The organism is unidentified bacterial endosymbiont, assembly GCF_918320885.1.
In the GTDB taxonomy this organism is placed as follows: domain Bacteria; phylum Pseudomonadota; class Gammaproteobacteria; order Enterobacterales.
Genome location: NZ_OU907312.1, coordinates 1,505,727 through 1,524,567 on the forward strand (window position 1 = coordinate 1,505,727; position 18,841 = coordinate 1,524,567).

Here is an 18,841-nt window from a genome sequence, read left to right on the forward strand (position 1 = left end):
TAAGCAATCGCTGCCTGGCAGCACGTAACCTAGATAGCCAGTGAGACAGCGAATCGAAAAAGAGTCGCCTCTGATGATCTGAGAAGAACATAGCAAACTGACATCAGCGTGTAGGCTGATTTAAATCTGCAGTAACTCCTGCTCTTTTGCCTGTAAAATCGACTCAATTTGTTTAATCATGCTATCGGTTAACTTTTGAATACTCTCTTGTAACTGATACTCTTGATCTTCACCCAACTGTTTCTCTTTTAACTGTGCTTTGAGCAGTTCGTTCGCCTCACGGCGTACGGCACGTACTGCCACCCGACTCTGCTCCGCTTCACTCCGCACCTGTTTGATCAAGGCCTTTCGCCGCTCCTCCGTTAAGGGCGGCAGAGGAATACGCAATACACTACCGGCGATAAGTGGATTCAGCCCGAGATCACTCATCAAAATGGCCCGCTCTACTGCCCCGACCAAATTGCGCTCGTAGAGAGTAATGGCCAAGGTACGGCTATCTTCGGCAACAATATTCGCCAACTGCCGTAATGGCGTACGGCTGCCGTAGTAATCGACACTGATCCCCTCCAACAGGCTGGGATGAGCGCGCCCGGTACGAATTTTGACGATATGCTGCTGAAAAGCCTCGATACAGCGCTCCATACGACGCTCAGTGTGTTGTTGCAGCTCATGGGCTATCACGTTCATGGTTCCTTAACCAACATAACTTATCGGGTGAGTAGCCCAGATTTAACCACAGTTTGCAGACAGAGGCTAGCAGCAGAGCTATCCCTGCTCAGGAGCATACCGAGGGGCCTCTTCTGCCTAACAGCAGAAGAACAGACTGGGTAGGTGGTTGACAGGGCCATGCCAACCATGAGCTCATTAGCACTTAGTGTGTGATTTTTTTCCATGGGAATCGGTATGCAAGGTGGGGGCCCGAGCACTGCCACCGTGATGCGCTAGGTAGTGGCAGGCCGTGATAATATCATCACCAACTAGCAGGGCAAGGTTGTGGTTAATATGGGGTCGCACGACAATTCGCAGGCTATTGACTGATTCGGCATTGGCTGGCATGGAATACGCCGACAGGACCCAACCCTTTTCTCTCACTTTGTTAGAGACATCAAATTCGTTAAAACCGCTGACGGTGGGATCGAGCGTTACCGCGACCACCGGTATACGTTGGGTATCATTCATCATCGTAAAATAACCACTACCAACTAATAACTCTCTCAGCGTCATGGCATTGTTTAGCGTGTGCTGCATGATCCGCTGATAGCCATTAAAACCAAGCCGCAAAAACTGGTAGTACTGAACGGCTATCTGAAATCCATTACGGCTGAAATTGAGGGTTGCTGTTGGCATTTCACCCCCAAGATAGTTCACATAAAACACCAGATTTTCATTAAATACTTGACGTTCCCGAAAGATGATCCAGCCAAGGCCGGGAGGCGTCAGTCCATATTTATGCCCAGAAGCATTGATCGACTGTACCCGATGTAGTCTAAAATCCCATGGATAGTCAGGGTATAGAAATGGGTTCACGAAGCCTCCTGATGCCCCATCAATATGCATGGGGATGGAGATCCCTGTCCGCTGTTCATAGGCATCTAACCAATCTTGAATGGCCTGGAGATCATCATCTTCTCCCGTAAAGGTTTGGCCAGCAATAGCGACGACAGCAATGGTATTTTCATCAACATACTCTTCAAGATGTTCCGCCGTGAGTCGGTAGTTTCCCGGCTTTAAGGGGATAATGCGGGGTTCAACATCAAAGTAACAAAAGAACTTTTTCCAGACGATCTGGACATTACCACCCGTGACCATATTAGGACGGCTCGCATCCTTATTAGCCTTCTGGCGTGCCTGTCGCCAGTTCCATTTGTGGGCTAACCCTGCCAACATACAGGCTTCAGAAGAACCCACTGTGGCAGTCCCGTAAGGCTCAACCTCTTTTGGACCATTCCACAATTGATGTAACCACTTCACCATCTGTATTTCCATTTTGAACAGACGAGGATACATATCATGGTCAATATGATTCTTATGCATATTCTTGAGGGCGATATCAACAGCTTCTGGCTCTGAATAAGTGGTCACGAAAGAGGACATATTCAACATAGGATTACAGTCGGTCCACTCATCACTCATCACAATCGCTTGAGCAGCACGTGCTGATAAACCCTGCTGAGGAAACTCATCGTTTGGAATAGAAATGTTGAATTCGTCATACACCGTGATCTTATCGAGTGGCATAGCCCTCTCCTTTTTTTCTGGCAATCACTGCCAAATTTTTAAATAATAAATTGTTTATAAAAACCGTTCAGCATTAAGCTATTGTTTTAGATCATCAACATCACAATCACCATTCCCCAAATAGTTAACAATATATTTCCCACCGCATAGGTCACAGTAAAACCAAGACCTGGAACCTGGCTCTTGGCCGCATCACAGATCATTCCCAGCGCTGCCGTTGTCGTTCTTGAGCCAGCACAGACGCCCAGTATAATTGCCGGATGAAATTTAAAAATATATTTGGCAGTCAACATCCCGAGAATTAGCGGCAGGGCAGTGGTAAAAATTCCCCACAGAAATAGACTGATCCCTAACTGCTGTAACCCGGCCACAAAACCTGGGGCAGCGGTGATCCCTACTACCGCAATGAATACATTCAAACCCACTGAGTTCATAAACCAAATAGTGGGTTCTGGTATCCGACCAAAGGTCGGGTGAATAGCCCGTAACCAACCAAAAATAATACCAGAAATCAATGCACCGCCGGCCGTGGATAACGTCACCGGCACCCCCCCCATGTTGATGACAACCGCGCCGATCAGTGCCCCCAGTGTGATAGCCAATCCAATGAAAGCCACGTCAGTAGCCTGAGTGGATCGATCCAGTTCACCCAATTTTTTTGCAGCAGTCACAATATCCTGCTGGCGCCCTATCAAGGTCATCACATCACCCCGATGCAGTTCAGTGCTCGGCAAGATAGGAATGAGTGTTTCAGTGGACCCCCGCTTGATTTTCATCACATAAACCCCCCGGGATTCTGGTAGGGTGGCGAGTTGTTGCAAAGTTTTTCCATCAACTGCTTGCTGTGAAACATACACATCAACCCCTTCGGTGGCGACCGCTGACAGGAGTTGCTGATCATCCACTTCCACCCATTGAGCCCCACTAATGGTCACCAGCTGGTCACGAAATCCGGCAACAGCCACCACATCATCGCCTTTTAGCAGGGTATCCAGCTGTGCATCCTGCAGCTGATCTCCACGCCGAATGTGCTCGATAAACAGACGATAGCCTTTTTCCTGAACCATTGTTTCTATTTGGCCAACCGTCATGCCAACCATTGGGCTGTTGACGGCTATCTGATAGGCTCGCAGTTCGTATTGATGCCAGCCAGCCAAGCCCTCCTGTGGGGCTGCAGGGTTATCTAATTTTTCCTCATAATCTTTGCAAGCCGCTACCAGATCAATTCTCAGCAGTTTTGGACCAAATTTGGCCAAGATTAAGGCAGAGCCAATCGTTCCGAAAATATAAGAAACGGCGTAAGCTGTCGGCATGGCATCGAGTAGCTGCTGGGTCTCTGTGGCTGGTAAAAGCAGCCGATTAATGGCATCAGTCGCCAAGCCCATAGCAGCAGAAATAGTTTGTGATCCAGCAAATAAGCCTACTGCTGAACCGACGCTGTATCCAGCACATTTAGCAGCAATCACAGCTGCCCCTAGACTAAATAGATTTTGGACCACAGAGAACAAGGCTTGTGGGATCCCGTCTTTAGCAACCCCTCTGATAAACTGTGGCCCTATTCCATACCCCACAGCAAATAGAAAGATCAGGAAGAAAATTGATTTAACATGAGGAGATATGGTAATACCAAACAGTCCTACCATCAGGGCAGCTAATAATGTACCGGTGACCGCTCCAAGGCTAAAACCATTCCAACGCTTTTCACCGATCCAATAACCTATCCCTAGCGACAAAAAGATAGCAATTTCTGGATAATGACGTAGGGTGATAGTGAACCACGACATACTCTCTCCTCATTCAGTTTTCAAAGCGCTGATCCCATAGCCCGCCTCTGTTTACAAAAAGTTATTTTCATCACCTAAATTTGACAACCTGCCGTGTTGGAGCAACGGTTGATGGAAGATACTGTTCAGAAGATTCTACGGGTCTCTTTTTTTAAAAAAAGCGCTTTGTTTAAAAATTTTGTGAGGCACTAATCAGTCAGTGGACTTTATCGAGATAACGTCATTATTTATCCCCATCCATTTTAAGAGGAGTCAATAACAGTAACTGATAACCTGAAAATATAACTATAAATATTATTTTATTAACAATTAAGTATCGTCACACTCTTTTCATACCCCATGACCTCCGACTGTTTACGGGTTAAAAATAGGTTGCATAACTGTTTTTTAAAGGATAGGGTGGTTGCGTTTTAAAATCAGGTGGTGGGTCCAACTGACTGATGGGGCAAAATGCAGGGCTCCTATAGACTTCCGAAACCAAGCATAAATCTTAGATAAAATTGATGAGGATTGAGTTGATAATTCCTGCTATCAGTCAGTTGGACACACTACCCCTCTATCAATGCTATCTGAAAATGTCTTTTGGGTTGGATGACGCTGATAATAATTGTACAGCATACAAACCTCGCGACTGATCATTGGGTTCATTAATAAATAAACCCCTGTTGTTTCTTGCAATCAGTTCTACCTGCTGTTTTTCCTCGAAACGGTTTTTATGACTGCCACTACCCCTCTTTTTTAGGCAATAACCACCCAATCCAGTTATCCCGATGAGGGTACCTATAGACAATACTACCCCCCACAGTGGAACTGAAGCCATCGTGTCTATTAAATAGTGAATATTAACAGTTCCAGTCATTGAATTATCGACTGGTATCCAGTTGTTCACATCATTTTTAAATTCAGGCCATTCCGTAGTCACGGACTGCTCATTATTTAAGGTTTTGAAATCCGGTGGCAGCGATTGAGCCGTTAAGATAGGATTACAGGCAGTCAGAAAATTGTCGTCATTGATGTTAGAGATATCAGCACCGTTTTTTATTAATTTTTGACCGATTGAAGTAAGTCTTTCTTTATTATAGTATTGCAATCCACTATTGAATATATATTTCAGTCGTTCTAACGGTTGCCTGTCTAAACGAACTTTAATATCAGCCTTTGCACCCAGTGTTAATAATTTATCTACCCAGATTTCGTTGAGTGAATTAACTGCGACGTATAGAGGCGTCATCCCGTCTGCCCCCTGCGTATTAACGTCTGCATGACACTTATCTATTAAGTATTGCGCAATGTCATATTTTTGATACCAAAGAGCAACTTGTAGAGCCGTTAAACCCTGTATTTCTTCAGCATTATCTGGCATAACGTAATCTATATTAAAATCAGCTCCGTTTGATTTGCAAATTTCTTTAACGCCATCAAAAGATCCCTCTAGTACCTTTTGACAGAAGTTGTCCATGAGGGGATTACTAGGAATAGCAGGCATAATATCATTCCAAAAAAAATAGTTTATTAATTTTAAAATAAAGTTTACAGTGATCTTTTTTAAAAGCGGAGGTTATTAGCTATCACGCTGCTCCTGCCTTTAATCTGGATATTATTTCTAGCAGGTGGTTATTTTTAAAGATTAACTAAAAAACATCAATAGTTTAACTATTAGGAAACAATAATTCAACTTATTTTTAACCTATTGGCAATGAGATCTGCGGTTTTTTTTAAAGCTTTAGGCCGAGCACCTACTCCATAACGCGAGAACTGCAGAGCGGCTATATCAGCTTGCAAGGCTTCTAGAGTGCCCCCCTTAGATCGCCAGAGGCCCCTGCAGTAAACCAGGAGCCATTGGCGTTTGACTCACAGTCACAGGCTGTTTAGAATGCACCCTACTCAACTCCTATCGCTTAATGGGGACACTACACAATGAAACGCACCTATCAACCCTCTGTGCTCAAGCGCGCGCGTACTCATGGATTTCGGGCGCGAATGGCTACTAAAAATGGCCGTAAAGTACTGGCCCGTCGCCGCGCCAAAGGTCGGGTACGCCTTGCAGCATAACTGCTTCAATGTATTAACAGCGTGGTTCACTTCCCTTTCCCGCGACAGTTACGCTTATTGAGCGCCTCAGAGTTCTCTTTCGTTTTTCAACAGGCCACGCGGGCCGCGGCTCCTCAATTGATCCTATTGGCACGCCCCAATGGGCTGGGATATCCTCGCTTAGGGATAACCATCGCTAAAAAGCAAGTTAAACGGGCTTATCAACGCAATCGTTGTAAACGTCTATTAAGAGAGTACTTTCGCCATCACCAACACGCTTTGCCAGCCATGGATTTTATCGCCCTGGCTAAAAAGGGAATCGAAGCCTTAGATAACCAACGCTTCACCGCTCTGGCCAATAAACTTTGGCAGCGTCATAGTCGTCAACCCCTCGAGAGCCCGACATGCACTGGTTGCTAGCGCTGATAAAGGGCTATCAAGTGATGGCACGCCCTTGGCTTGGGCCCCATTGCCGCTTTTATCCTAGTTGTTCAGACTATGCCCTAGAAGCGCTTCAGCGTTTTGGGATCCTCCGAGGCAGCTGGTTAGCCAGTCAACGTCTGTTAAAATGCCACCCACTGGACCCCGGCGGCGATGATGCCGTACCCCCTAAGTACCCTGCCCACCAGTCGAGTAATTAAATCATGAATTCTCAACGCAACCTGCTGCTGATTGCGCTCGTGTTTGTCTCTTTTCTACTGTTCCAACAGTGGCAAAAAGAGTACTACCCCACCGCTCAACCTCAACAAACTACGCTACCGGCGACTACCGATGCTGCCGCTGATCTTCCCCTATCAACGGCCACTGCCCCCCCGCTCCTGAGCACTAGCCACGCTAACCACTGGATCACCGTGCGCAGTGATCTGCTTGCAGTCACGATTGATCCGCTCGGCGGTGATATTATCCAAGCACAACTGCTGGCCTATCCACGCTCTTTAAAGGATCCACGCCCTTTAAATTTATTAGAGCACTCCCAATCATTCCTCTATCAGGCGCAAAGCGGATTGATTGGGCCACAGGGACCTGACAGCCAGACGACCGGCCGGCCTCTTTATCAGGCATCACAGCAGCACTATCAGCTAACTGAAGCGCAAGATAGTGTTGAGGTTCCTTTGGTCTACCGCAATGAGCAGGGGGTAGAATTTCGTAAAACCTTTGTGTTACGACGGGGTGATTATGCCCTTGAAGTGCGCTACCATATTGATAATACCAGCACGCAACCGATCTGCTTTCAGCTGTTCGGGCAGCTGAAACAGAGCGTCGATCTCCCTAAAGCCCGTGATAAAGGCCACTTTGCCTTACAAACCTATCGGGGGGCTGCCTACTCTACTTCAGAGAACCGCTACCAAAAATATAGCTTCAGCGATCTTAAAAAAACAGATTTAGCCTGCTCTACACAGCGAGGTTGGGTCGCCCTGTTACAGCAGTATTTTGTTGCCGCCTGGATCCCTGAAGAGAATCACCCCTATCAGTTTTACACTAAAAACCTTCCTCATCACCAGCAGGCGTTGATCGGCTTTCAGGGGGAACCCATCACCCTATTACCAGGGCAACAGCAGACACTACAAGCCAAATTATGGTTAGGGCCTGAGTTACAAGAAAAAATGGCCACAGTGGCAAAATACCTGGATTTAACGGTAGACTACGGCTGGTTATGGTTTATCTCACAACCGCTGTTTAAATTGTTGAAGTTTTTGCATCGTTTTGTGGGTAATTGGGGGGCGGCGATTCTCTGTATCACTTTTGTGGTGCGTGGTCTGTTGTACCCCTTGACCAAAGCTCAGTACACTGCCATGGCTAAGATGCGCCTGTTGCAACCCAAACTACTGGCGATGCGTGAACGCTGTGGAGATGATCGGCAGCGTTTGAGCCGCGAGATGATGGAGCTCTACAAACGCGAGCGGGTCAACCCTTTAGGCGGCTGCCTACCCCTACTGGTCCAGATGCCCATTTTTCTAGCCTTATATTGGATGCTGATGGGTTCAGTAGAGCTACGTCATGCCCCCTTTATCGGTTGGATACACGATCTCTCGGCCCCTGATCCCTATTATGTCTTGCCGCTATTGATGGGGCTCAGTATGTTTCTGATCCAAAAAATGTCCCCTTCACCGGTGACCGATCCCATGCAGCAAAAGGTCATGACGTTTATGCCAGCGATCTTTACGGTGTTCTTCCTCTGGTTCCCCTCTGGGTTGGTGCTTTACTATGTGATGAGTAATCTGATGACCCTATTGCAGCAAAAGTTGATTATGCACCAGCTAGACAAAAAAGGGTTATAGCCCCACTCCGCCCGTTAGCCAGGGATCATCCCTTCACACGTAACTCCTGTGAGGCTCCCTGGCAATGGCAGTTTGGTCAGGATCACGACCTGTTTAAGGGCTACTCCCGTAGCCTCTACCCCTCCCTACGACTTTATTCACTGGAATGGCTTACCCAATGCAAGCATACCCACCCATTCGCCGTGCCCTGCTGACCCTATTTGATAAGCAGGGGCTATTACCACTGGCACAAGCGCTACAGCAGCACGGGATTGAACTACTCTCTACCGGCGGCACTGCCGAAGCGCTGCGCACAGCGGGAATAGCCGTGATCGAGATCGCCGACTATACCGGCTACCCCGAAATGATGGGGGGCCGCGTAAAAACGCTACACCCTAAAATCCATGGGGCTATTCTTGGTCGCCGTGATCAAGATAGCCGGCTGATGTCTCAGCAGGAGATCCTACCCATCGATTTGGTGGTGGCTAACTTTTATCCGTTTGCCCAGACGATCGCTGATCCCCATACTACCCTTGAACAGGCGATTGAAAACATCGATATCGGTGGGCCTGCCTTGGTCCGATCGGCTGCTAAAAACTACGCCTCTGTTACTGTCCTGGTTGATCCAGCAGACTATCCCCAGTTGATGACCCTGCTGCAAAATCAGCAGGGTGCGCTCACCTTATCACAGCGTTTTGCATGGGCTTGTAAAGCATTCGCCGCGATTGCTGACTACGATCGATTGATCAGTGACTATTTAGCGCAACCACCCATGACCCACCCACAGGGAGTGCTAGAGCGTGCTCCCATCCCCCAGACGACACTGTTTCCGGCGACGCTCACCTTACCCTTTCAGCAACCACAGCCCTTACGCTATGGCGAAAATCCGCACCAGCAGGCAGCCCTCTATCGAGAGCGCTCTCCTGAGCCAACCGGGGTCGCTCATGCTCAACAGTATCAAGGGAAAAGTCTCTCGTATAATAACTGGGTGGATGCCGATAGTGCTTATGGTTGTCTACAGCACTTTGAGCAGCCAGCCTGTGCCATCGTTAAACATGCTAATCCCTGCGGTGTCGCACTGGGTGATTCGCTACTCTCCGCCTATCAACGCGCTTTTAGCTGCGATCCCACTTCAGCATTTGGCGGGATTATCGCCTTCAACCGGCGATTGGAAGCTGAACTCTCTCAGGCTATTCTAGAGCAACAATTTGTCGAGGTCATTATTGCCCCTGAAGTCACTCCAGAGGCTAGGGCGGTGCTAGCGCGTAAACCGAATATCCGCGTATTAGCCTGTGGAACGAACTCATCAACCACCGCTGCTGCTGCACTGGAGTATCACCGTATTTCCGGGGGACTATTAGTACAAGAAAGCGATCAAGGCTGTTTACAACAGGTGACACTGCAGGTGGTGACGAGCCGACAGCCCTCAGAGGCCGAGTGGCAAGATGCCCGATTTGCTTGGCAGGTGGCTAAATGGGTTAAATCCAACGCCATGGTCTACGTTCGCCAGCAGGCGACGCTGGGGATTGGTGCCGGTCAAATGAGCCGGATTGATGCAGCCAATATTGCCATCGATAAAGCCACTAAGGCCGGCTTTGATCTGATCGGTTCTGTGCTGGCATCGGATGCTTTTCTGCCCTTTCGTGATACCCTGGATGCCGCCGCCGCCGTCGGCGTGACCTGTGTGATACAGCCTGGCGGCTCTCAGCGAGACCCTGAAGTCATCAACGCGGCCAATCAGCAGGGGGTGGCGATGATCTTGACCGGCATGCGCCACTTTCGCCATTAATAGCCGCTTAGGCGCTACAACCGTACAGAGACTACGACATGAAACTACTGATTATTGGGGAGGGGGGCCGTGAGCACGCCTTAGCGTGGAAAGCGGCCCAATCCCCGTTAGTGAGCCATATTTATGTGGCACCGGGCAATGCGGGCACTGCTCTGGAAGGCATTCGACACCCTACGGCCTGTCCAATAGACAATATTGAGATTGGCTCAACAGATATTGCACAATTAGTCACCTTTGCCCAACAAAACCAGGTGGGATTAACCTGGGTGGGCCCGGAAAAACCTTTAGTACAGGGTATTGTGGATGCCTTTCGTGAGGCCGATCTAGCGATCCTTGGCCCCACCCAGGCAGCGGCACAACTAGAGGGCTCCAAAGCCTTTATGAAGGCTTTCCTGCAACGCCATAGGATCCCTACCGCAGATTACCAGATCTTTACAGAGATCCCCGCCGCGCTCGCCTATTTACGGCAACCCCAATTAGCGCCTAAACCCTGGGTCATCAAAGCCGATGGATTAGCGGCTGGCAAAGGAGTGACAGTGGCCGCTACCTTAGCTGAGGCAGAAGCTGCTGCAAGCAGCATGCTCTCTGGCGAGGCTTTTGGCGAGGCTGGGCGACGAATTGTCATCGAAGAATTTCTAGTCGGTGAAGAGGTTAGCTTTATGGTCTTAGTCGATGGCCAACAGCTGCTGCCATTGGCTACGAGTCAAGATCACAAGGCCATTGGGGAGGGCGATCAGGGCGCTAATACTGGCGGCATGGGGGCTTATTCGCCAGCGCCGATAGTCACTGAAACGCTACAAGAGCGTATCTTGCAGGAGATCATCTGGCCAACCGTGCGCGGCATGGCGCTTGAGGGAACCCCCTATACCGGCTTTCTCTATGCTGGCTTAATGATCTTACCCGATGGCAGCCCTAAGGTGATTGAATTTAATTGCCGACTCGGCGATCCCGAAGCACAAGCGCTGTTGCTGCGGCTGCGCAGTGATTTAGTCGCCCTCTCGCTCGCTACAGTGGCCGGGCAACTCCAGCAATGCACCATTGACTGGGATCCCAGATCTGCACTGGGTGTCGTGTTAACCACTAGTGGTTACCCGGGGCCCTGCCCTTCCGGCGAGGTGATCACGGGTCTACCGACTGAAGAGCTGCTCAATCCAACAGACACTAGCCAAAAACTGTTTTTCTGTGGGACCCACCTGGTGGATGATCAGGTCCTCACTCAGGGAGGCCGGGTACTATGTGCTACAGCCCTGGGTGATACCTTGGCGATAGCTCAGAGCAGTGCTTATCAGCTGGCACAACAACTCCACTGGCCTGGCCTCTATTATCGCCGTGATATTGGCCATCGCGCCTTACAACGATAGCGCCTGGCGCCTCACGGTACAAAGCGTTCTTAAAAAAAGAACGCTTCTAAAAATATTAGCCGTTGATAGCTTCTTTCAACCCCTTTCCAGCAATAAAGGCAGGGGCATTGACCGCAGACAGTTGGATAGCATCCCCTGTTCTTGGATTACGACCTGTGCGCGCTTTACGATGATTCACTTTAAAGGTCCCAAACCCCACTAATTGTACCTGATCCCCCTCTTTTAACGATCCAGTGATGGCAGTCAGAACCGTTTCCAGGGCTGTTTTAGCCTGAATTTTAGTCAACGCCGCTTTATCTGCCACTTCACTAATTAATTGAGTCTTATTCATACATGGTCCTTAGATTTTCCCGGTTGCTCTTTATTTTAAACATAAAAATAGCCGATGCCGGCGGCAAACGACTAGGTTCTTTCCTTAATTAAAACGAACAGTCTGAACTACCCTCATAACTGTAGAACAAATTAGCTAGTAGTGTAAATCATCAAGCAGCAAATAATAGTGTAAATCTCTCAGGTTATCCGCGCTGAGCTAAATCATTGCGACCATTTTTTAAAGCGAGACAGGTAGGTGTGCTGACAGCAAGCGTTTAGAAGCAACAGCACCCGCCAAGTGGCCAAGCACGGTAAACAACAACCCTGTTGTACAGCGTTGAACCTAAAGCGACGGCTGTCAGACTTGACTATCTACCTGCTGGCTGCTGTTGGAGGACTTCAATGAAGGCTTGCACCTGATCGGGCAAGACGTCCGGCGGGATGCCATGACCCAGGTTCACGATATGACCCGGTCCACTACCATAGTCAGCCAATAATTGTACGACTGCTTGTTGTAGTTCCTCCCGCGGGGCATATAACCGTGCTGGACTGAGGTTACCCTGTAGTGCCACCCGAGCACCGACTCGACGGCGCGCCTCCGCTATCGAGGTCCACTCATCTAACCCCAGTGCCTCACAACCAATCGCTGCTTGCGCTTCTAACCAAGCACCACCGCCTCTGGTAAATAGGGTAATCGGAATGCGCTGCTGTGCCTGCTCACGGACCAAACCGGTCACAATTTTATGAATATAATTCAAGGAGAAGGAGGGATAGGTTTGATCGCTCAGTACGCCCCCCCAGCTATCAAAAATCATCACCGCCTGGGCCCCGGCAGTAATTTGAGCATTCAGATATAAAATAACACTATCCGCTAATTTGTCCAGCAGCAGGTGTAATGCCGTTGGCTCCTCCAGCAGCATCCGCTGGATCCGTTCGAAGGTGCGACTGGCCCTGCCTTCAACCATGTAAGCTGCCAAGGTCCAGGGGCTACCGGCAAAACCGATCACCGGCACTGAACCCTGCAGCGCACGACGTAGTCGGCGCACCGTCTCCATGACGTAACCTAAAGTGGATTCCGGATCGGGAATCGCCAGCTGACGAATCGCCTCGATGGTGCGCAACGGCCGCTCAAAGTGTGGCCCGGCGCCCGCCGTAAAGTGCAGACCTAATCCCATGGCATCAGGAATGGTCAGGATATCTGAAAAGATAATGGCAGCATCTAAAGCAAAACGGCGCAATGGCTGTAGTGCTGCCTCACAAGCCAAATCAGGATCACGACAGAGGGACATAAAATCTCCCGCCTGTGCGCGCAAGGCACGATACTCTGGTAAATAGCGTCCCGCTTGCCGCATCAGCCAGACAGGCGGCCTATCGACCGGTTGTCGTAATAGCGCCTGTAGATAACGCGAATTTTTTAAAGAGACTATCAACTGCTCTCCTCCTTTAGAAAAGTTTTTTAGCCATCGCCAGCCACTCGCTTTTACAGGAAAGGTTCCTATGGTTCAGTGCCTGCGACAGATCCTGATGGACCAGTTGGTCGTTCTGTATCCCCACACAATGGCCTGCTACGCCTTGTTGGAGTAATTCAACCGCATACACGCCCAACCGTGAGGCCAAAATGCGATCAAAACCTACAGGCGCCCCACCTCGCTGAATATGTCCCAATACCGTTGCTCGGGTTTCACGGCCAATCTGCTGCTCAATATAGTGCGCTAAGGCATGAGGATCACAGATATTTTCAGTAATAGTGACGATGGCATGTCGCTTCCCACGACTGATCCCTGCTTGGATGGCGGTTACCAGCACCTGACGATCAAAGGGTATTTCGGGGAGCACAATAAATTCGCAGCCCCCAGCGATGGCGGCGGCTAAGGTCAAATCACCACAACAGCGGCCCATCACTTCAACAATCGAGATGCGTTGATGAGATGAGGAGGTGTCTCGTAGTTGATCAATGGCCGTTAATATGGTTTGCAATGCGGTATAATAACCCACCGTGTAATCGGTACCCACAACATCATTATCGATGGTGCCGGGGAGCGCAATACAAGGGATCCCACCCGCTGTGATCGCTTGGGCACCTTGATAAGTGCCATCGCCACCAATCACCACCAAACCCTCAACGCCCTGTCGCTGTAAGTAATGAATCGCCTGTTGCTGGATTTCTGGTTGCTTAAAGGCTGGAAAACGAGCTGATCCCAGGAAGGTACCGCCTCGATTAATCACTTCGGAAACGCTGGTACGATCCAAAACGTGAAGGCGATTTTCATAGAGGCCTAAGTAGCCATCAGCAATCCCCACAACGTCTATGCCGGATGACAGCGCTGTGCGGACCACTGCGCGAATGGCCGCATTCATTCCCGGAGCATCGCCTCCACTGGTTAACACGCCAATTTTTTTCATCCTAGCCGCCCACTATTGCCTGCTTGACGGAGATCAGCAGCCCGTCCTCTACCAACTAATTCAGCTCGATTGACGCCATTATCAGCACAGAAGGCTGGCTGAATCAATGGATCTCCCCAAAAGAGAGTAGCACCCTTTCCTGTGATACAATAGATGTCCGTTATCTACAAAATTTAGGTAAGCTGCTGATCGACCAGCGGCCTCTACTAGAAGGACTCTTCTCTCCGATCCCGAAAAAATGCGTTAAGCGCTCTGTCGTTATTTATTTGTAAAAGCTAGTTCTTTAGAATAATAATCTCTATATAAGGTTTGTTATGCAACATTGTAAACTGATGATCAGTTTAGCTTTGTTATATTTCTGCAACGCAGGAAGGGTTGCCTGTTCGCCAGCAACGACTCAAAATCTCAGCCACCAGGCAGCTGATCAGCCTGTACTCTGGGACTATTATGAACACCTACAACGGCAGCCATTACAGTACCAACCGCTTGAAACAGAACAGACCTCACAAGGAGAACAGGCTCATTACACGCTGATCTCACAGCAGTGGTCTCCTAGGGGCCTAGTAAAACCAGCCACCTGGGAACATCAGGTGACGCTATACCGGCCCACAGGAGCGGTTGGCAAAACAGCACTCTTAGTGGTTAATAATGGGCGCAATACTTCCAAAGCAGACGGTCATCGCTCAGACTATGACAACCAACAACTCATAGCACTGGCCCATAAGACAGCAACCGTCGTGGTCTCCGTTGACAAGGTTCCTAACCAACCACTGATTTACAACAACGATAACATCCCCCGCTTTGAAGACAGTAGTATCGCACGCAGTTGGCGACTCTTTTTGGATAATCCACAACCAGGGGCAGAGTTTCCCTTACACTTACCGATGGTAGGCGCGATCGTTAAAGCCATGGACTTGGCCGAAACTGAGTTGCGAGCCTTGGGGGTGACTATCGAGGGATTCATCGTCACTGGGGCTTCTAAGCGTGGTTGGGCCACTTGGCTCACTGCTCTGGTCGATCAACGCATACAGGCTATCGTGCCATTTGCCATCGAACTCCTCGACCTAGCTGCTGTCATTGAGCACACACAACACACGCTAGGAGGCTATTTTCCGATTGCTTGGCAGCCCTATGCACAAGAGGCTATTATTCAAGATCGCTGCAGCCCCGCGTTTAATGCTCTGATGGCTATTGTGGATCCAGTGCGCTATTTGCAATCACCGCTAGCCGCTCGTCTGGCCATTCCAAAATATGTAATCAGTGCCAGTGGGGATGATTTTTTCATGCCAGATAATGTACAGTTTGGATTGAGCAAGCTGCCCGGTGTGACCACCCTCCGCGTCGTGCCTAACAGCAATCATTATGGAATCAAGCGGGTGACTTTACAGGCATTGACAAGCTTTATACAGCGTCAACAGACTGGGCGCGCCCTGCCAACCTTAAGCCTGGTTAAACAGGGAAACGACAAGGAGCCCCAGTACCGACTCCAGTTATCGGAAGCACCCTCGCAACTTAGGCTATGGCGAGCCCTGAATCCACAGCTACGGGACTTTCGTAAAAGTTCTGGTATCACTTACCAAGCTGAAAGATTACCATTACCTGCTCAACAAGATAGCGGCTACTCCTGTGAGCTTGATTTACCACTGCCTGCCACGGGCTGGTCTGCCAGCTTCGTTGAAGCAGAGTTTGCTGATGGTTTTATCGCCACAACCCCGGTGCTGCTGCTTCCAGAGTGTTACCCTTCAGGGCCTCCTGATGCTGCTTATATCGCTGAAAAGCATTTAATCCCTGGAACAGAATCTGGTAGAGCAGAATAATTTAAATATGAGTAGACTAAGCGTGCTGATACCCCTATTAACCTTAGAAAGCACTGCTTCAACAGAAGATCTTTCGCAATCAAAATTCAGAGCCTCAGCTATAATGCCTCACAATCACTGATAACGGAGCTTTTCCTTAATGAACACAAATAATAAACAGTTAACCAATGACCAGATAACCGTTGGAACTGCTGTTATGACAAACCAATGCACGGTGACCCGGGACAGTGACGATTTCATTAAAGACCTTGATACTTACTTTAAAGAACACCTCAGCAACCAAAACTTCGTTGTTGAAAACAGTAAAATGTCCTTGGAGGATAAAAATGGCACTAAGATAGAACGACACACTGTGAGCTGGTACACTGGCAACAGCAGTCAAACTACTAAGGAAAAATGGGAACATTCCTGTACGTTTGTTATTCCCAAGCATCTCGCTCCTAAGAAACATGGCCTTATAGTCGTCAATAATGGGGCAAATATCCCCAATGAAACGATCACTGATAACTACCCATTGGAAGTTCTGAAAACCATCGCTCATGATACTGGCATCCTGATTGTATCCGTTGACAAAGTGCCTAATCAGCCCATCAAGATCAATGGAGAAAATTTATATGAAGATAAACTGGTGGCAACAGATATCCTCCGTTACTTGGATGGACAGGAAAACAATAATCCATTGATCTACTTTAAGATGGCCGGTGTGGTGATCCTGACTGATAAGCTGGCTAGAGAGCAATATCCAGTAGTCGAATCCTACGCGATCACCTCCTGCTCAAAACAGGTTATCGGAGCATGCCTGGCCACCCAGATCTATCAGCCATTACAAACAGCCTGTATGCTAAATTTTGCAATGGATCCCCGTGCAATGCCTATATTAGGAGATTATTTAGTCGAGCTATCGGCTAAGAACAGGATGGCAATATTTGGGCCGATCTTAGGCCCCTATCTTGAAGTGGCAAAACATGATCGTCGCTCACTATTAAACAAACTGATGAGCCAACCACTTTCATCCCAATGGATACATACAGTTATGGGCGATTGTGATACAACATTTCACAAGTCGAAAGTTCAGAAAGTACTAGAACATCCAAAGAACAGCCAAGGTATTTCAACCTATGAAGAGATTCAGGCTGATCACAAAGGGATTAAACAATGCATAAACCAGCAGATGATTCATTTCGTATTAGGGATAAATCAACCAGGCTGTCTGATAGCTATGAGAAATTTTAACGGCAAAGAAATTTCTCTAGAGAATTTAGCAAAAACTTTGTTAGCCACTGATAAAACTGCAGAAACACCAGCAAACGACCAGAGTGCCCACTTTTTCCAAGCCATAGCGACCTTGGATGATACAGCAGCGGGAACCTGCGATGATAAAAAAGTTGTTGCCAATGAAAGATTATCCCCTGATTTACAGACAGCCCTAGTCAAGCATCAATTTTCATCACAACGATAAAGCGTGCTGTTAGTTAAGCATTTTAGGCGACAGGGGACCCCTAACCGATGCCTCTTAGAAACAAACCATCGGTCATGTTCCGCATCATTATTCTGAGTGACAACCGCAGCACACTCGATCCCTGAATCAGGATATGAACAACTGGCTGCGAATGGGTGGGCTACTGTCGGGTGCCGGTAGGCGAACACGCTCTAGACCCGCTGTAGCTTACAGGTGGTGCAGGTGGAATAGCAGCTGTGGAGCCCGTGCGTTTTGTTCCATTCATTTCTGAGAAACCGCCTAACCTATCGCTACCGTGCCTCCAATAAAGGTTTAAAACACTTAACTAAACAGACCAGATGCCACTAAAATGTTGTTTCACTTAAAATAAACACAAAAGGCACTTTCCACATAGTCCAGTAACAAGCTATTATATAAGGTGGATACTTTGTTTACGATTAATACAATTTTGACAGATAGTCTTGCAATGGAATGGCCATTGGAGCCCTGATCAGTATGCAAAGCGGGAGCAGTAAGCCATGGAGACAAGGAATTTTGTTGCTCATGAGTATAGGCTCTATCAGCTGTAACCAGGGAGGCAGGCAGCCAGCAACGGTGGTGACTCTCTCCTCTCCATCACGACTACGTGACAGATCCAGCGCCCCCTCTGGACACTATAGTGTGCAGCCAGGCGATACCCTATCGCGTATCGCCCAGCTCCATGGTTATCCAGTAGAGCAGTTGGCAAAAAACAACCACCTGAAGCCTCCCTATCGACTCTATCCAGGTCAGCCGATCAAGCTAGGCTACCCTGCCGGCGCAGCCGTCACCACTAAGCTGGTTGCCAAAACCAACGACTCCCAAGCCAAAAAAAATCAAGAGCAGTACCGCTCACCACCAACCAATACTCTCTCCTCGGGTCATCCGGTCAAACATAACCCTGCTGTGAATAACAGCGCTACCCTTCCCCCTCCGCCGAGCCAAGCAGCTTCCAGTAAAATACCTCAATGGCATTGGCCCACGCAGGGTAAAATTATTGAACCATTTTCGCAAGCCGATGGTGGTAATCGCGGTATCGATATGGCCGGAGAGCATGGACAAGCCGTTTATAGTAGCGCCGATGGCCGGGTGGTTTATGCCGGTAATGCCTTACACGGTTATGGCCATTTGCTGATTATCAAGCACAGTGAGGATTGGCTCAGCGCCTATGCGCATAATGACACCCTATTAGTTCGTGAGCAGCAAACCATCAAAGCGGGGCAAAAAATTGCCACCATGGGCCGTAGTGGCACCCATTCGGTACGTTTGCATTTTGAAATTCGCCACAAAGGAAAATCAGTCAATCCGCTGCACTATTTGCCGCAGCGCTAGATTGCGTGGTACTGCTTTTTAGGATAAAAACACTGTAAG

General features: G+C 48.7%; 15 protein-coding genes and 1 pseudogene. 9 read left to right on the forward strand and 7 right to left on the reverse strand.

Features of this window, described 5'->3' with window-relative positions; all coding sequences use genetic code 11:
* Positions 1 to 120: 120 nt before the first annotated feature.
* The 4 genes from frr to NL324_RS07555 form a co-directional block, all read right to left on the reverse strand.
* The gene (frr, locus tag NL324_RS07540) at positions 121 to 678 is read right to left on the reverse strand and encodes a ribosome recycling factor (protein ID WP_253307164.1); all 558 of its coding nucleotides are present in this window, start codon (positions 676 to 678) and stop codon (positions 121 to 123) included.
* 186 nt (positions 679 to 864) lie between these two features.
* Positions 865 to 2,238: a glutamate decarboxylase gene (gene gad, locus NL324_RS07545; protein ID WP_253306961.1), complete on the reverse strand. Its 1,374-nt coding sequence runs from the start codon at positions 2,236 to 2,238 to the stop codon at positions 865 to 867.
* An 86-nt stretch (positions 2,239 to 2,324) separates the two neighbouring features.
* Entirely contained in the window at positions 2,325 to 4,022 is a 1,698-nt protein-coding gene (gene aspT, locus NL324_RS07550) for an aspartate-alanine antiporter (protein ID WP_253306962.1), read from the reverse strand.
* Between the two features lie 565 nt (positions 4,023 to 4,587).
* On the reverse strand, positions 4,588 to 5,508 hold the full coding sequence (locus NL324_RS07555) for an ankyrin repeat domain-containing protein (protein WP_253306963.1): 921 nt from the start codon (positions 5,506 to 5,508) through the stop codon (positions 4,588 to 4,590).
* 431 nt (positions 5,509 to 5,939) lie between these two features.
* Between NL324_RS07555 and rpmH the strand changes: the two genes are divergently transcribed.
* From rpmH to purD, 6 genes are all read left to right on the forward strand, one after another.
* Positions 5,940 to 6,074, forward strand: coding sequence for a 50S ribosomal protein L34 (gene rpmH / locus NL324_RS07560; RefSeq protein WP_253306964.1), 135 nt, complete (start codon positions 5,940 to 5,942; stop codon positions 6,072 to 6,074).
* Positions 6,075 to 6,095: 21 nt separating this feature from the next.
* Positions 6,096 to 6,473: a ribonuclease P protein component gene (rnpA, locus tag NL324_RS07565; RefSeq protein WP_253306965.1), complete on the forward strand. Its 378-nt coding sequence runs from the start codon at positions 6,096 to 6,098 to the stop codon at positions 6,471 to 6,473.
* Positions 6,458 to 6,694 (forward strand): membrane protein insertion efficiency factor YidD, encoded by a 237-nt coding sequence (gene yidD / locus NL324_RS07570; protein ID WP_253306966.1) that lies wholly within the window; start codon positions 6,458 to 6,460, stop codon positions 6,692 to 6,694. The genes rnpA and yidD overlap by 16 nt, the downstream gene beginning before the upstream one ends.
* A 3-nt stretch (positions 6,695 to 6,697) precedes the next feature.
* Entirely contained in the window at positions 6,698 to 8,332 is a 1,635-nt protein-coding gene (yidC, locus tag NL324_RS07575; protein WP_253306967.1) for a membrane protein insertase YidC, read from the forward strand.
* A gap of 157 nt (positions 8,333 to 8,489) precedes the next feature.
* Positions 8,490 to 10,100 carry a bifunctional phosphoribosylaminoimidazolecarboxamide formyltransferase/IMP cyclohydrolase gene (gene purH, locus NL324_RS07580; RefSeq protein WP_253306968.1) on the forward strand — a complete coding sequence of 537 codons (1,611 nt, stop codon included), beginning with the start codon at positions 8,490 to 8,492 and terminating at the stop codon, positions 10,098 to 10,100.
* 38 nt (positions 10,101 to 10,138) lie between these two features.
* Entirely contained in the window at positions 10,139 to 11,461 is a 1,323-nt protein-coding gene (gene purD / locus NL324_RS07585; protein ID WP_253306969.1) for a phosphoribosylamine--glycine ligase, read from the forward strand.
* A 55-nt stretch (positions 11,462 to 11,516) separates the two neighbouring features.
* Here the strand turns inward: purD and NL324_RS07590 are convergent, their stop codons facing one another.
* From NL324_RS07590 to pfkA, 3 genes are all read right to left on the reverse strand, one after another.
* Positions 11,517 to 11,792: an HU family DNA-binding protein gene (locus tag NL324_RS07590; RefSeq protein ID WP_253306970.1), complete on the reverse strand. Its 276-nt coding sequence runs from the start codon at positions 11,790 to 11,792 to the stop codon at positions 11,517 to 11,519.
* A 349-nt stretch (positions 11,793 to 12,141) separates the two neighbouring features.
* The gene (hemE, locus tag NL324_RS07595; protein ID WP_253307165.1) at positions 12,142 to 13,200 is read right to left on the reverse strand and encodes a uroporphyrinogen decarboxylase; all 1,059 of its coding nucleotides are present in this window, start codon (positions 13,198 to 13,200) and stop codon (positions 12,142 to 12,144) included.
* A gap of 16 nt (positions 13,201 to 13,216) precedes the next feature.
* Entirely contained in the window at positions 13,217 to 14,176 is a 960-nt protein-coding gene (gene pfkA, locus NL324_RS07600; RefSeq protein ID WP_253306971.1) for a 6-phosphofructokinase, read from the reverse strand.
* A 314-nt stretch (positions 14,177 to 14,490) separates the two neighbouring features.
* On the opposite strand from pfkA, the gene NL324_RS07605 reads away from it, so the two are divergent.
* The 3 genes and pseudogenes from NL324_RS07605 to NL324_RS08435 form a co-directional block, all read left to right on the forward strand.
* Positions 14,491 to 15,993: a PhoPQ-activated protein PqaA family protein gene (locus NL324_RS07605; protein ID WP_253306972.1), complete on the forward strand. Its 1,503-nt coding sequence runs from the start codon at positions 14,491 to 14,493 to the stop codon at positions 15,991 to 15,993.
* 139 nt (positions 15,994 to 16,132) lie between these two features.
* Entirely contained in the window at positions 16,133 to 17,452 is a 1,320-nt protein-coding gene (locus NL324_RS07610; protein ID WP_253306973.1) for a PhoPQ-activated protein PqaA family protein, read from the forward strand.
* A 963-nt stretch (positions 17,453 to 18,415) separates the two neighbouring features.
* A pseudogene (locus NL324_RS08435) lies at positions 18,416 to 18,802 on the forward strand (peptidoglycan DD-metalloendopeptidase family protein); the annotation flags it as partial.
* Positions 18,803 to 18,841 lie beyond the last annotated feature (39 nt).

Coding starts and splice junctions, on each gene's coding strand:
- gad (WP_253306961.1), bottom strand. CDS start 2,238: ATGCCACTCGATAAGATCACGGTGTATGACGAATTCAACATTTCTATT.
- aspT (WP_253306962.1), bottom strand. CDS start 4,022: ATGTCGTGGTTCACTATCACCCTACGTCATTATCCAGAAATTGCTATC.
- NL324_RS07555 (WP_253306963.1), bottom strand. CDS start 5,508: ATGCCTGCTATTCCTAGTAATCCCCTCATGGACAACTTCTGTCAAAAG.
- rpmH (WP_253306964.1), top strand. CDS start 5,940: ATGAAACGCACCTATCAACCCTCTGTGCTCAAGCGCGCGCGTACTCAT.
- yidD (WP_253306966.1), top strand. CDS start 6,458: ATGCACTGGTTGCTAGCGCTGATAAAGGGCTATCAAGTGATGGCACGC.
- yidC (WP_253306967.1), top strand. CDS start 6,698: ATGAATTCTCAACGCAACCTGCTGCTGATTGCGCTCGTGTTTGTCTCT.
- purH (WP_253306968.1), top strand. CDS start 8,490: ATGCAAGCATACCCACCCATTCGCCGTGCCCTGCTGACCCTATTTGAT.
- purD (WP_253306969.1), top strand. CDS start 10,139: ATGAAACTACTGATTATTGGGGAGGGGGGCCGTGAGCACGCCTTAGCG.
- NL324_RS07590 (WP_253306970.1), bottom strand. CDS start 11,792: ATGAATAAGACTCAATTAATTAGTGAAGTGGCAGATAAAGCGGCGTTG.
- pfkA (WP_253306971.1), bottom strand. CDS start 14,176: ATGAAAAAAATTGGCGTGTTAACCAGTGGAGGCGATGCTCCGGGAATG.
- NL324_RS07605 (WP_253306972.1), top strand. CDS start 14,491: ATGCAACATTGTAAACTGATGATCAGTTTAGCTTTGTTATATTTCTGC.
- NL324_RS07610 (WP_253306973.1), top strand. CDS start 16,133: ATGAACACAAATAATAAACAGTTAACCAATGACCAGATAACCGTTGGA.